12 protein-coding genes are annotated in these 13,406 nt (G+C 52.6%); 8 read left to right on the top strand and 4 right to left on the bottom strand.

Annotation, left to right across the window (positions count from 1 at the left end; all coding sequences use genetic code 11):
* Positions 1-3,758: endo-1,4-beta-xylanase (locus B156_RS30295; protein WP_052635756.1), on the bottom strand; the 3,758-nt coding region annotated here is incomplete at its 3' end.
* Between the two features lie 339 nt (positions 3,759-4,097).
* Between B156_RS30295 and B156_RS0112020 the strand changes: the two genes are divergently transcribed.
* The gene (locus B156_RS0112020) at positions 4,098-5,027 is read left to right on the top strand and encodes a 5-dehydro-4-deoxyglucarate dehydratase (protein WP_018619968.1); all 930 of its coding nucleotides are present in this window, start codon (positions 4,098-4,100) and stop codon (positions 5,025-5,027) included.
* A gap of 97 nt (positions 5,028-5,124) precedes the next feature.
* Here the strand turns inward: B156_RS0112020 and B156_RS0112025 are convergent, their stop codons facing one another.
* A complete protein-coding gene (locus B156_RS0112025) occupies positions 5,125-5,619 on the bottom strand; it encodes a hypothetical protein (RefSeq protein WP_018619969.1) in 495 nt (164 codons plus the stop codon).
* A gap of 333 nt (positions 5,620-5,952) precedes the next feature.
* Between B156_RS0112025 and B156_RS0112030 the strand changes: the two genes are divergently transcribed.
* The 7 genes from B156_RS0112030 to B156_RS0112060 all read left to right on the top strand — a co-directional run bounded on the left by B156_RS0112030 (position 5,953) and on the right by B156_RS0112060 (position 11,929).
* Positions 5,953-6,321 carry a T9SS type A sorting domain-containing protein gene (locus B156_RS0112030; RefSeq protein WP_018619970.1) on the top strand — a complete coding sequence of 123 codons (369 nt, stop codon included), beginning with the start codon at positions 5,953-5,955 and terminating at the stop codon, positions 6,319-6,321.
* A 100-nt stretch (positions 6,322-6,421) separates the two neighbouring features.
* Positions 6,422-7,549, top strand: a complete 1,128-nt coding sequence (locus B156_RS0112035) for a sensor histidine kinase (protein ID WP_018619971.1) — start codon at positions 6,422-6,424, stop codon at positions 7,547-7,549.
* A gap of 99 nt (positions 7,550-7,648) precedes the next feature.
* Positions 7,649-8,431 (top strand): LytR/AlgR family response regulator transcription factor, encoded by a 783-nt coding sequence (locus B156_RS0112040; RefSeq protein WP_026260786.1) that lies wholly within the window; start codon positions 7,649-7,651, stop codon positions 8,429-8,431.
* A gap of 276 nt (positions 8,432-8,707) precedes the next feature.
* Positions 8,708-9,115, top strand: coding sequence for a DUF2147 domain-containing protein (locus B156_RS0112045; RefSeq protein WP_026260787.1), 408 nt, complete (start codon positions 8,708-8,710; stop codon positions 9,113-9,115).
* 239 nt (positions 9,116-9,354) lie between these two features.
* Entirely contained in the window at positions 9,355-10,659 is a 1,305-nt protein-coding gene (locus tag B156_RS0112050; RefSeq protein ID WP_018619974.1) for an MFS transporter, read from the top strand.
* A gap of 86 nt (positions 10,660-10,745) precedes the next feature.
* Positions 10,746-11,069 carry a hypothetical protein gene (locus tag B156_RS0112055; RefSeq protein WP_018619975.1) on the top strand — a complete coding sequence of 108 codons (324 nt, stop codon included), beginning with the start codon at positions 10,746-10,748 and terminating at the stop codon, positions 11,067-11,069.
* A gap of 29 nt (positions 11,070-11,098) precedes the next feature.
* Positions 11,099-11,929 (top strand): alpha/beta hydrolase, encoded by an 831-nt coding sequence (locus tag B156_RS0112060; RefSeq protein WP_018619976.1) that lies wholly within the window; start codon positions 11,099-11,101, stop codon positions 11,927-11,929.
* Positions 11,930-11,995: 66 nt separating this feature from the next.
* Here the strand turns inward: B156_RS0112060 and B156_RS0112065 are convergent, their stop codons facing one another.
* Both B156_RS0112065 and B156_RS0112070 read right to left on the bottom strand, forming a co-directional pair.
* Positions 11,996-12,628 carry an NAD(P)H-dependent oxidoreductase gene (locus B156_RS0112065; protein WP_018619977.1) on the bottom strand — a complete coding sequence of 211 codons (633 nt, stop codon included), beginning with the start codon at positions 12,626-12,628 and terminating at the stop codon, positions 11,996-11,998.
* Positions 12,629-12,653: 25 nt separating this feature from the next.
* Positions 12,654-13,358, bottom strand: coding sequence for a DsbA family oxidoreductase (locus B156_RS0112070; protein WP_018619978.1), 705 nt, complete (start codon positions 13,356-13,358; stop codon positions 12,654-12,656).
* Positions 13,359-13,406: the final 48 nt, after the last annotated feature.

Genomic DNA, 13,406 nt, shown 5'->3' on the forward strand with positions numbered 1-13,406 from the left:
GTCAGAGGTTGGGCATCGGCGACTGTGCGCAGTTCAGTATCCACAAACTGATTGGGGTTAGTTGTCCAGCCAGTAATGCCAACCGAAAAATACTCGATAGGCGTCCCGTTACCGCCCCGGGTATTGAAGGTAAAGGCTCCCGTTGAGCAGTTATACGTGGGCGCAATTAAAGCCAGTCCGGTTGGTGGCGTAACCGTTACGGAACTACAGGCGGTAAGGGCATTCCACGAATACTGTACCGTAATGCCGTTTTGCGTTGCCGACAGCGTGAAGGGCTCCACATTTGGCTTCTGTTCCCGAATGTCCTGCGCGATACCCGCATCGACCATAGCTGCACAGTTCGTCGTCGGAACCGAGATGCCTACCGCCGAATAACTGATGGGGGAACCATCGCCACCCACGGTGTTAAACTTAAACTCCCTCGTGGTACAGTTGTAGGTTGGTTCTACGAGACTAAGTGGCTGCCCCAGCGTGGCCGTTGGACTACCACAGGGCGTAGTAACGGGTGGACAAGTACCTAAAACCATAATTTTCTGGGAGGCTGTTCTGACATTGCCACAGGCATCGGTAACGGTCCAGGTGCGGGTAATGGTGTAGGACGTACCGGCTGTTGGGGGGGCTACCGTGATCAAATCTTTTACCGTGACCATAACGGCACCGGGGCAGTTGACCGCCGAAGCCGTTATTGCCGCCGTACTGGACGCGGGCACATCAGTGGCACACGCATACTGAGCAGCTACTGGAATGCCACAAATCTTGGGTAGAAAACTCATGCCCAGGGGTGGATTGCCGGATGCCCGAATGCTGGTCGGGGTATTGTTAAGCGTGTTGTTGAGGTAGTCGCGCAGGGCCGGTTTCTCCTGACCCGTACAGGCATCCACCAAAAACGCTTCCTGGGCCGTACGCCAGTGGCCCGTCAGATACCCCCACAACGTAATACCGATTACCGACGGGTGATTCCAGTACAACCCAAAAATGCGTTCGTACTCCGATTTCTGGAACGCCTGCTTCACAGCGATGTCGGTCGTAACGGTATAGGTATTGTCTACATTGCCGTCAATATCAAGTTCGGTAATCATGATTGGCAATCCGGTCGCAGCAATTTTATCGAGTTGCCCTTTCAGGTAGGCGGTATGATCGGCAAAGCTTTGGCTGGCATTATACTTCCGGGTCGAGAATGAGTGGGCCTGTAGTCCTACCACATCCAGCAGATTGTCTGCCTTCAACAGATTTACCAGCGTCACGTAATCGTCCGTCAGGTTGGTTTCGGCGTTGTATTCGTTCAGAACCAGCTTGGTTTCGCAGGGGAAATATTGCCGGGCCAGCTTAAAGGAATTGACAACCCAGTCGAACTGACCGGGTGTGGTGCCCAGTTCGGCATTCAATGATTTCAGGGCGTTCACATAATCACCACTGGCGGGGTCAGTCATGTTAGGACCCAGGTTATTTGGCGGATCGTTCAGCGTTTCGTTGGCTACTTCAATGTATTCCAGTTTGGCCCGTGCGTTCGAGCTGCCATCGTAGTGGTTGGCAACAGCCTGGAACCAGGCTTTCAATTTCTGAACCTTCTCCGCATCGCTCAATGGCTTCAGCCAGGTTGGCTGCTGCGCACCCCACACCAGTACGTGGAACCGGAAAGGGAAGTTGCGCACTTTAGCAAACTCGCGCGCCTGATCCACTTCGGTGAAGTTATAAACACCTTTAGTTGCTTCGATACTGCCCCATTTACCCGCGTTTTCGGGCGTTACCTGGTTGAAATACTTCTCGAAGTTGGGAATCTGGGGCGTACTGTAGGCCGAACCCAGAAATTTGTTTTTTCCCGTAGCAATGGGTGTTTGATTGGCGGGCACCTGATACTTGACCGCACAGTCGTCCGCTCCAACCACGGTTACATTATCGACAAAGAAGGTGCCGACGCTGGTGCCCATGTCCAGCACAATGCGGGTGCTGGCATCGTTGGCCGTAAATGTCCAGGTCATGGCTTTCCAGGCCGTGGTGGTAGTGTAATTGGGTCCGTATAGAGCCCCAGCCGTCGCATTGGTCGAAAATCGAATAATTTCTCCACCCACGTTCGAGCGTACATATACGGTAGCCGTGTAATTTTTACCAACTGTCAGGCTCATCGGATCGCTTACCAGTTGCACACCAAACGCATTACCGGCAACTGTGTTGGTCACCTTTACCGCCCTGGCTCCCTCGTTTACTTCGGCCGCAACGGTGGTTTCGGTCATGTTGGCCGCCCCATTGAATTTTGACCAATTCGTGAAGTTGTTGCCAGGGCCACCTAACTCAAAACTGCCGTTGTTGACCAGGTTGATAATGGCCGGGCTGATGTCGGCATCGTCGAGGTAATAAATATTGGTATTTTTGCCCAGGTCGAGTACCAGCTTGGTCTGGGCTTCATTGGCCGTGAAGACCCAGCTCAGTTTGGTCCAGGTGGTTGGCACGGGCGTATCGGGCCCGTAGAGGGCGCTGGGCTGGGTCGAGAACCGAATCGTGCTGCCAGCCGTAGTGGCTTTGGCCCATATCGAGAAAACATACTGCGTTCCAACAACCGTCGTGGCAGCATCGTTGATTAGCTGCACGGAATAAGCTTGTCCGGCATTGGGCTGGCTGCCGGTCACTTCAGCCCGTAACGCCCGGCTGCCGGAGTGGGTCTCGGTAGTGGTGACCGTCAGAAACGACGCTCCGTTTTGCCTGGTCCAGTTGGTGAAATCGTTGCCGCCGGTTTCAAACCCACCGTTTCCAATCAGCAGGGCGTCGGTCGAGGTCAGGCTCATGTCGTCCACAAAATAGGTAGCGGCACTACTTCCCATATCGATGGCTACCCGCGTGGTGGGTTCTACCGGAATAAAATCGAGCGTCAACAACTGCCAGTTGGTACCAATGCTGGTCGAGGTCGAATAGGCGTAAGCCCCATAATTAGCCAGGGGCGAGATAGTCGATAGTCTGACCATACCCCCGGCCGTGGCTGCTTTGATGTAGATACTGAACCGGAAGTGCCTGCCAACCGCCGTATTAAGAAAGGGGCTGGCAAACTGAACGTCGTAGGCATTGCCAGGGGCCGCTGATACTACCTTCAGGGCTCTGGCGCCAGCTTTCACTTCGGCCGGGTTGGTCGTTTCCGAGAACGAACCCGCCCCGTTCAGGGCTGTCCAATCCGTGAAGGTACTGCCCGTACCGGCTTCAAAACCGGGGTTGGGTAGATAGTTTGTCAGGTTGGCAGGGGGGGGCGTAACAACCACGGTGCCCAGCATTTCCATGTCGTCCAGGTAATAGACTACGTTACTCTGTCCCAAATCCAGAGCAATGCGTGTTTGGGTCTGATTGGCCGTAAACGTCCACGATAGTTGCGTCCATACCCCCACCGGAACGTTGGTGTCCGGTCCATACAAGGCACTGGGCTGGGTCGAGAACCGAATCGTGCCGCCAGCGGTGGCGGCTTTGACCCAGATTTTGAACGTGTAGGCGGTACCGATGGTCGTTGGAATCAAATCGCTCAGCATTTGCACCTGGTACTGCTGACCGGCAAAGCCCGGTCCCGCCGACTTCAACGCGCGTGTTCCGCCGTGTACTTCGGCCGCAACGGTGGTGGCCGTTAGATAGCTGGCTCCGTTGGCTTTGGTCCAGTTGGTGAATACGTCACCGGCTCCGGATTCGAAGCCCGGATTGGGGATAATATTTTGCTGGGCAAACAGCGGTGATACAGCCCCCAACAGCAGGAGGCAACTTACGAACAGCCTGTAAATTTTTCTCATAATCGAAGAGCTGGCGGATCGAGTGCTCCGGCATGATTTGCAGCTTACGGTCGAAAGGGGTAGTTACTCTCTTTATACTTGTAATAGTGACACTTATAATTAAAAAAAGTATAAAAAATATATAAACAGGCTGTGGCTCATTCCTGTGCTTACCTGAGGCTTTGGATATCGATTCTGAACGGGTTATATTTTCTGCCTGTATGTCTCTTTACTACAAGCGCTATTTTGTCATTTTGAACCGGACCAAAAATGAGTTCAGTGTCAGCGAAGCGTACCAGCTCAAAAGTCAGCCCCTCTACATTCAATCATTCTATCACTTAGTCATTCTATCATTCAACTATGGCCTTACCCTTATCCCAAATAAAAGCCTCGCTGGAAGACGGCTTGTTATCCTTTCCCATTACAGACCTGGATAAAAACGGCCAGTTCAACGCCGATACCTATGCCATCCGGCTGGACTGGTTCGTCACCCACGAGGTATCGTCCATCTTTGTAGCGGGCGGAACGGGTGAATTTTTCTCGCTGTCGGAAAACGAGTATCGAAAAATTGTGGAAGTAACAGCCCGTACCGTTCAGGAAAAAGTACCCATGATTTCGAGCGTGGGACGGAGCATTCCTGAAGCCATTGCGTTTGCCAAAATCGCCGAAAAAGCGGGGATGAGTGCCCTGTTGCTGATGCCCCCCTACCTTACCGAATGCCCGCCCGATGGTATTTACCAGTATGCCAAAACGATTATGGACAATACTAGTCTGCCCGTTATTTACTACAACCGGGGTAACGGCGTCTTACCGAGCCAGTACGTTCAGAAATTAGCGGATAGCTGCCCCAACTTTATTGGTCTGAAAGATGGCACCGGCAACATGCAGGACCTGAACGACACCATTAAATCCGTTGGCAGTCGCTTATCCTACATCGGTGGGGTACCAACCGCCGAAATCATCGCCGAAGCGTATTTGTCCATTGGCGTCAATACGTACTCGTCGGCCGTTTTCAATTTTGTACCCGAACTGGCGAACCTGTTTTATACGAGTCTGCGGGCGGGGAACAAAGAGGTTGTCGCCACCATACTCCAGCAATTCTACATCCCGTTTGTCCGGCTAAGAAACCGGAAGCAGGGGTATGCCGTCAGTCTGATTAAAGCGGGGGCAACCATCATCGGCCGCCCGGCGGGTGATGTCCGCCCACCCCTCACCATGCCGACATCGGAAGAAATCCAGCAACTGGAAGCTATTATTCAGCAGTCGGCTAATTTGATAACGGCTCGATAGGTAACCAAAAGTACCCCATTAGCGTACCCCATCAAAAAAAGCCGGTCAAGTTGACCGGCTTTTTCCACACTCTCCTTCCTATACTCAAAACACGCAACTAATGGTCATAAGGCCCATACGAACCCCGACCATTGCCGTAGCCGCCCCCCCGACTCGCCGAACGGTTCCCGTTCCGTAGTTCGTAAGGACGCATCCGGGCAATGACCCGGTCACGTTGTTGTGGCCCTAACACGGCCATCATGTCAATAAACTGCCGCTGACGGGCCTGCCGCATGAAATCGCGCTGACGGGGGTCGCGGGGATCTATATTTTGTGTTTGCTGGGTATACCTCGCCCGAACCCGGCGAATCTCGCGTTCCTGCTTCCGGGTCAGGTTCAACTCCCGGTCCCACCAGTCCAGATGACGGTCGAACCGGTAATCGTCGTAATCATAGTTATACCTATTCTGCTCATAGGACTGATTATAACCGGGCTGATTATACCCCGGCTGTCGCTGTGGGTAGTTATTCTGCGGATAGCCGTAGCGTTGCGCAAAGGCACCGGTCGAGAGGAGGGCAATCAGGGTTGCGGCAGTTAACAATACTTTTTTCATGGTAGCAACTATTTTCAGGTTGTATTCGCTACTTTGAACAAACTGCCATGAAATGGTTTAATTAATTCCCTGAATAAGGCTAAAAATTCTTCCATTCGTGGGAAAGAATGGAAGCCTGCTTTTGTCGGCTGTAATCTGGCAGTGTTTTATAAGTCAGCATTCATGATTGAAATTAGGCCGAATCTGCCTGTTTCCGAATAAGGTAACTTGTTATTCGTCAGGCTACATAGTGGTTCTGTCCGGTTAAACCCGGCATTCAATCCGATTTAGTTTCCGGGGCAGCGGGCAACCCACACCTTTGTCTTAGTTAGACGAAACAAACAAATACAGATCATGAAAAAAACGATTCTATTGATGCTGGGACTGGTAGCCGGTACCGCATCGTTCGCCCCAAAAACCACTGCGCAAACCATCGACACGCCAACGCCACAAGCCCGCGTAGTGATGACCGACAACCAGAAAATCAAGTTGTTCGTTCAACCCCTACTGGCCGAAGGAGAGGTGGCCATTACGGATGCCAGCGGCCATTCCCTGTACACCTCCACGATGAACCTGAAAAATGGACTTGGCGTCCAGTTCGACGTATCGGCCTTATCGGCGGGTACGTACCGGATGACCCTGAAGACCGGGAGCGAGGTTGTTACCAGGACGTTTGTAGTTCAGGTTGTTCCGTACGAAAGTTTTGTCGTGCTGAATGCCTGATGATCGTTCTTTTGCGCGTAATTGAGCCCCGTTACGTCCGGCAAACCAGCTCGAAGCTGGTTTGCCGGATTCAGTCTATCACGGAGTAACTTTGTCTGTCATGCACGCATCGCCCGTTCCTTACCTCACCCCGCGTCAAAAAGCCCGGATAGCCTTGAGCATTCTGCTCATCTACTGGCCCATTCGGGTATACATGAATGTGGGAACACTGAGCTGGAACATCGTGTGGGACAATGCTTTTTTCTTCGTAATCGAGCTTTCCCTGACGTTTCTTTTTTTCTGGGGATGGGTTAGTTTGATCGACTGGTTGCAGGAGCGGTTATTGCGTCGGTTCGGGGATGATCCCTCCAATGCCCTGCGCTGGCCCGTTCAGTTGATTTCACTGGTGGTTGCTACGGGGATGGCCCTGATTTTCAACGCGGGCTTCGGCCTGGTACATCACCGGATGGATACGGGTATCGAGCGGAAGTTCCCTACCCTGGGTCGACCGCTTGAAAAAACACCAAGAGGGGGCCGGGAAAATAGGCAACGCATGAACAACGGGCTGGTTTTCATGGCCATGCTATCCGCTTTTTACCTGACCGTAAACCGGCGGTCTACCCAGCATATACAAACGCTTCAGCTACAAACCGAGCGGCTACAAAAAGAAGCGGTGCAGGCGCAGTTCGATGCGCTGAAGAATCAGGTAAGCCCGCATTTTCTGTTCAACAGCCTGAGCATTTTATCGTCGCTGGTCGAAATTGACACCAAACTATCGGTGCAGTTCATCAACCGGCTCTCGAAAGCCTATCGCTATATCCTCGACCAGCGCGACAACGAACAGGTATCGCTGAAAACCGAGCTGGACTTTATCGAGGCTTACATCTTCCTGCTCAATATCCGTTTCGACGACCGGCTCAAGGTGATAATCAACGTGCCCGAAGCCGCCCGTACCCGCTACCAGATTGCCCCGCTTACCCTGCAACTGCTGGTCGAAAACGCCGTAAAGCACAATCAGATGTCGGACGAAGCTCCGCTAACGGTCACGATTGCGCTGGTGGGCGAAACGCTGCGCATAAGCAATCCCATCCAGCTCCGGCCTTCCAGTGGCGATTCAACGGGTATGGGGCTGCAAAATATCAGCAGTCGTTACCGTTTGCTCACCGACCAACCCGTCCGGGTGGGCGAACACAACAGCGACTTTGTGGTGATTATTCCACTATTAACGAGTGAAAGAGCGAAAGAGTGAGTAACTGGCACAGCAAGGCTTTCGCTTCGCGTCAGCTATTCACTCCGCTTCGGCGGTTCGGTTTCATTCTTTTGCTCTTTCATACACTCTCTGCCCATGATGAACGTAGTCATTATTGAAGACGAAAAACTAACGGCCCGGCGGCTGGAAAGTATGCTCCTCCAGTATGATCCATCCATTCGGGTACTAGCCCAGTTGCCCTCGGTGAGTAAAGCGTTGGCTTGGTTTACCGAGGTGGTTAACAGCCACGGACAACTCCCCCTGCCCGACCTGCTGTTTCTGGATATTCACCTCGAAGATGATTCGGGTTTCCGGCTTATCGAGCAGGCGAACCTGACGCTGCCCATCATCTTCACGACGGCCTACGACCAGTATACCCTCCAGGCGTTCAAAACCAATAGTATCGACTACCTGCTCAAGCCCATTGATGCCGATGAACTGGCCGCTGCCCTGGATAAGTTCAAGCGGTTGCAGAAAACCACCGAACCCGCAATGGCCGATATAAATACCCTGCTCAAACTGATGCAGAAACCATCCGCAAATTACAAGGAGCGGTTTATGGTCACCATCGGCACCAAAATCCGCAGCATCGAAACGACCGGGGTTGCCTATTTCTTTTTTGAAGACAAAGCCACCTGGCTCACTACGCAGGAAGGCCAGCACATTACTATCGACTACAGCTTAGACAAGCTGGTCGAACTGCTGAATCCCACGCACTTTTTTCGGGTCAACCGGGCCTACCTGGTTTCGCTGGGGACCATTCGGACCATCCACACTTATTCCGGCAGCAAACTCAAACTGGAGCTTGACCCGGCACCCCGGCAGGAAGTTTTCGTCAGTGGCGACCGTATTACAGCGTTCAAGGAGTGGCTGGGGAAGTGATTTAGTAGGTGAGTACTATCTACAGGAATTAGCCGGTTTCGTCCGTTAAAGGCTACCGTAGCTGAATCCATCAATACACCCGCATGTTAGTTGATCACAGCGTGCTCCGGCTCCGGTCCTGGTGGACAAATGTGTTATGCCTTCCATCATAAACGGGCATTATTTTGGTTATATATGAACCAGCCGCTTCGTGAGCGGTTATTCCTGTACGTATTTAACAGGATCGGAAGCACATATAACCGATACACGGACGGATTTCAACCTACTGAAAAACTGATGAACTTATTTATATACCGAAGCCTGCTTTGGGCGGTACTGCTACCGACGTTTATACTGGGAGCAACAGCCGATCAGCCAGCCGACCAGCTATTAGGGCAATGGCTGTTTCCCACCAAAGGGTCCAGTGTTACTATCTACCGGTTAGAGAATCGCTATTTTGCCCGCGTTAATGAGGTTGACCAGGCAGGGGAAGACAATTTTGGCCTCGTTAAGGACGCTATCCTCATTCGCAACTTGAAGTATGACGGAGAGGTATGGACAGGAGGGGAATTGGTTCATCCCAAAACGGGTATTGACCTGAGCGTTGAAGTGACGATGAATGACCCACAAACGGTAACGGTTCTGGTGTATAAAGGCATCAAACTGTTTCACCGAAAATTCAACATGACCCGAAAGCCAGGTTGAAAACGCTCGATTCAATCGCTGTTTAGAAGCTGCGGGGTTGGACCAACCGGCAAAAAGAGAAATAACGGCCGTATATCGGTAGGTTTTGGCACTATTCATCTTCCATGGATACCGTCCCGCGTGCATACCCCATGTGTCCATGAGCGTGTTGCTGATCTGCCTGCGGTCAGCGTTCGCTGCGTAGAAAATGGGGCTGGTATACTTTTACTGCCGGACGAATAGCGCAACCAATAACTTCCATGACCACCGCCCCCCTAACCAGCCCGGTCGAATCAACCCGCCTGACACCCCTTCAGTACGCGGTCGTTTCCATCTGCTTTCTGATGAATATGCTCGATGGCATGGACGTGATGGTCATCTCCTACACGGCCACATCTATCGGAGCTGAGTGGGGTGTGGCCGCTCCGCAGTTCGGGATCGTTTTCAGCGCGGGCTTGCTGGGCATGGCCATTGGCGGTATGGGCCTCTCTCCCATCGCCGACCGCATTGGCCGACGTGCCATGATCATCAGTTGCGCCGGCATCATGGGAGTGAGTATTGCTGCCACATCGCTTGTGCAATCCGTTGAGATGCTGGGGTTCATGCGCCTGATCAGCGGTCTGGGCATTGGCGGTATGCTGGCCAGTACCGCTACCATTACGGCCGAATATGCGCCGAAGAAAACGAAAGATTTCTGGGTTAGTCTCGTTGTAGCGGGCTACCCCGTCGGGGCTGTGTTATCGGGGCTGGTCTCGGCCAGTATCATTGCCGAGTCTGGCTGGCGAGCCGTTTTTCTGGTGGCGGGGTGCATCACGCTGCTTACCCTCCCGTTTGTATTGATCCTGCTGTCTGAATCGCTCGATTTTTTACTAAAGGCTCAGCCTGCCAACGCCCTGTTCCGCGCCAATCGCATTCTTCGTCAGCTCAAACAGCCAACGATGACCGTCCTACCCGTTTTAGTAGACGATCATCAAGCTAAATCGTCCATCAACAAGCTATTGTCCAGCGCGCAGCGCATACCCACCTTCTGGCTCTGGACGGCCCTGTTCATGGTTTTTGCCACCCTTTATTTTCTAACGAGCTGGATTCCAAAATTGGCCTCCAACACGGGTTTATCCCTCGAACTGGCCATCTATTCCGGTACAATTTTCAACGTGGGTGCCTTCGTCGGAATCCTTACGCAGGGATACCTGTCCAGCCGGTTCGGGTTGCGCCGAACCATTTGTGGTTTTCTGATTGGCACGGCGGCTCTGATGGCGGGGTTTGGCTTTGTGAGCGGATCTTTCTGGACGCTGGTAATCCTGGGCCTGATCGGGTTCGGCGTTCAGGGCGGGTTCGTGGGTATGTATGCGGTAGCTGCCCGGCTGTATCCAACTCAAATCCGGGCAACGGGGGTGGGCTGGGCTATGGGGCTGGGGCGGGTAGGTGCCATTGTCGGGCCACTCGTTGGTGGGGTGCTGATCGGATCGGGCTTCTCCATGTCACTGAGTTTTCTCTGCTTTGCGGCCCCCGTACTCATCAGCGGAATAGCCACGCTGCTGATTTCCTCCACTGACGTTTCCTGAATGAATTGAGTCTATTTTTACGAATTGACTCTAGTCCATCCGGAAAGTATAGCGAGCCTTGTACAGCACGTACCTCCACCACACCAATGACTTCAATAACAAAGCAGGAATTAGATAAATACGAAGCCTTCGTTCGGCGTATACCGGCAGTACAGGCAGAATTCGCGTCGATACCCATTTATTTTCCGAACGCCCGGTTCAGGAAATTACTTGACCCGTTTTTTGATGTAGCAAAACTGCTTATCGACTATGCCTATAGTCAGGGCTGGTATGACCTGAGTGACTATTACAAACTAATTGAAACGCCTACCCCAGACACAGGGCATCAGGAATACATATATCTTTTTGAACATCACACCCAGTTTCTTGACATCATAGCTAGGTATAGAATCGAAAAAAATCTGGTATAAATCAATACAGTACTACTAAACAGAAATTTGTGAATACAATCCGTTTACTGGTCTCAGCAGCCCTTTTTGTACTCTACGGTCCGTCTTGCCTGGCGGCCAAAGTCGATACCGTATCCACGACCAGCGCATCGATGAACAAGACGATTAAAGCGGTGGTCATCACGCCGGATTCGTACACAGCTGGCCAGGCATTGCCGGTGCTGTACCTGCTCCACGGCTACAGCGGTAGCTATAGTGACTGGGTCAAAAAAGCGCCGGGAGTCAGTCAGCTGGCCGATACGTACCAGATGATCGTCGTTTGCGCGGATGGCAATTTCGGAAGCTGGTATTTCGACAGCCCAATCGATCCGGCATTTACCTACGAAACCTACGTGGCCAGTGAACTAGTTGACTGGATTGATAGCCATTACAAGACCATCAAAGACCGCACGGGTCGCGCTATCACGGGCCTGAGCATGGGCGGACACGGGGCGTTGTACCTGGCTTTCCGGCACCAGAACACCTTCGGGGCAGCGGGCAGTATGAGTGGCGGGGTCGATATCCGGCCGTTTCCCAACAACTGGGACATGGCCAAACGGCTGGGTACTTACGCCCAGTTTCCCGAACGCTGGGAGCAGAACACGGTCATTAACCTGCTGCATCTGCTCACGCCCGGCGCCCTGTCGCTGATTATTGATTGCGGCACCGAGGATTTCTTTTTCCGGGTCAATAACAACCTGCATGAAAAGATGCTGGAGCGTAACATTGCCCACGATTACATTACCCGCCCCGGCGCGCACAACTGGGCGTACTGGTCCAACGCCATCAACTACCAGATGCTGTTTATGCGGCACTATTTCAATAAACAAAGACGCGAGTAAGCCTTCATACAGATAATGCCCACCGATTGCTCAGTGGGCATTATGGCTTAAAACACATGGGCAACCTTACGCCAACTCAATAAATAAGTCTTTACGGGCGCGCCGAACTTTGGGGGCACTCGACAAAAAATCTTTAGTCGCATCCCGGTATCCCAATGCCAGCAAAGAAACACTGTGCAATCCCTTTGCCGGTAAGTCCAGCAGCGCATCGAGTGCTTCGGCATTGAATCCTTCCATCGGGGTAGCATCTACCTGCTCGGTAGCGGCCGCAATCAGCGCCGAGCCTAAGGCAATATACGACTGACGGGCGGCCCAGTTATTTAGCTCTTCTTCCGTCTTGCTGAACAGATTCCCTTTTACCGAATCGGCAAAGGGGGTCAGCGATTCGACCGTAACACCCCGGGTTTCGGCAACGAGTTTCATATAGTCGTCAACCTGCGTGGCGTTCATTCCTGTCCAGGAAGCGAAAACCAGTAAGTGAGACCCTTCTACCACCTGCGGCTGCGGGCAGGCCAGTTCATGGATTCTGCCTTTCAGTTCGTGGTTATCAATCACCAGCACGGTATAGGGCTGCAACCCCACCGATGAGGCCGACAGCCGAATTGCTTCCAGAATGGTGTCTATTTTTTCGGGCGATACGCGTTGCCCGTTCATTTTTTTGGCAGCGTAGCGCCAGTTCATTGCGTCAATTAATTCCATGGTTGTATTGCTTGTTTGATTGATTTTAACAGATTTCGCCGGGCGTACAGACTGGTCCCTCAGCGGATAGGTCGGTAACGGCCGGGTTCGCTTTTTCCCATTCCGACCAGGCCGTTTCCAGGGCACCCAAAAAGGTTTCGGGTTGTTGCGCGCCCGAAACCGCATACCGGCGGTCGAGCACAAAGAAGGGCACACCCCGTGCACCTACCTGTTGGGCTTCGTACACGTCCCGGTTTACGGCATCAGCATACTCGGCACTTTCCAGCATTTGCCGAACAGCGTCCGTCGACAGACCAATGTCGGTGCCCAGTTCGAGCAGTGTAGCGTGGTCGGAGGTATCGCGGCCTTCAGTAAAATAGGCTTTAAACAGGCGTTCTTCGGCTGCATCGCCCAGGCTGTGCTGCTTAGCCAGTTGAATCAGCCGGTGCGCATCGAAGGAGTTAGCCACAACGGCCTTATCGAAGTCGTAGGTCAGGCCTACTTCGCTGGCCATGCCCGTCACGTGGTCGTTCATGCGTTTGGCTTCGTCCAGACTCCAGCCTTTCACCTCGGCCAGGTACTGGTTAATGTTCTTACCCGGCTCCGTTTTCATATCAGGATTCAGCTGAAAGCTCTTCCAGACCACGTTTACCCGATCACGCTGGGCAAACTGACCGAGGGCGCTTTCGAATTTCCGTTTGCCGATATAGCAAAAAGGACACATCACATCACTCCAGATTTCTACATCCATCTTTATGTCGAATTAAGGTTGGTTTCAAATTTTTACACCGCTATAAAT

It is taken from the genome of Spirosoma luteum DSM 19990 (assembly GCF_000374065.1).
GTDB classification, from domain to species: Bacteria; Bacteroidota; Bacteroidia; order Cytophagales; family Spirosomataceae; genus Spirosoma; species Spirosoma luteum.

Bases quoted from the DNA above. Each gene is read 5' to 3' on its own strand.
- B156_RS0112020 (WP_018619968.1), top strand. From the start codon at position 4,098: ATGGCCTTACCCTTATCCCAAATAAAAGCCTCGCTGGAAGACGGCTTG.
- B156_RS0112025 (WP_018619969.1), bottom strand. From the start codon at position 5,619: ATGAAAAAAGTATTGTTAACTGCCGCAACCCTGATTGCCCTCCTCTCG.
- B156_RS0112030 (WP_018619970.1), top strand. From the start codon at position 5,953: ATGAAAAAAACGATTCTATTGATGCTGGGACTGGTAGCCGGTACCGCA.
- B156_RS0112035 (WP_018619971.1), top strand. From the start codon at position 6,422: ATGCACGCATCGCCCGTTCCTTACCTCACCCCGCGTCAAAAAGCCCGG.
- B156_RS0112040 (WP_026260786.1), top strand. From the start codon at position 7,649: ATGAACGTAGTCATTATTGAAGACGAAAAACTAACGGCCCGGCGGCTG.
- B156_RS0112045 (WP_026260787.1), top strand. From the start codon at position 8,708: ATGAACTTATTTATATACCGAAGCCTGCTTTGGGCGGTACTGCTACCG.
- B156_RS0112050 (WP_018619974.1), top strand. From the start codon at position 9,355: ATGACCACCGCCCCCCTAACCAGCCCGGTCGAATCAACCCGCCTGACA.
- B156_RS0112055 (WP_018619975.1), top strand. From the start codon at position 10,746: ATGACTTCAATAACAAAGCAGGAATTAGATAAATACGAAGCCTTCGTT.
- B156_RS0112065 (WP_018619977.1), bottom strand. From the start codon at position 12,628: ATGGAATTAATTGACGCAATGAACTGGCGCTACGCTGCCAAAAAAATG.
- B156_RS0112070 (WP_018619978.1), bottom strand. From the start codon at position 13,358: ATGGATGTAGAAATCTGGAGTGATGTGATGTGTCCTTTTTGCTATATC.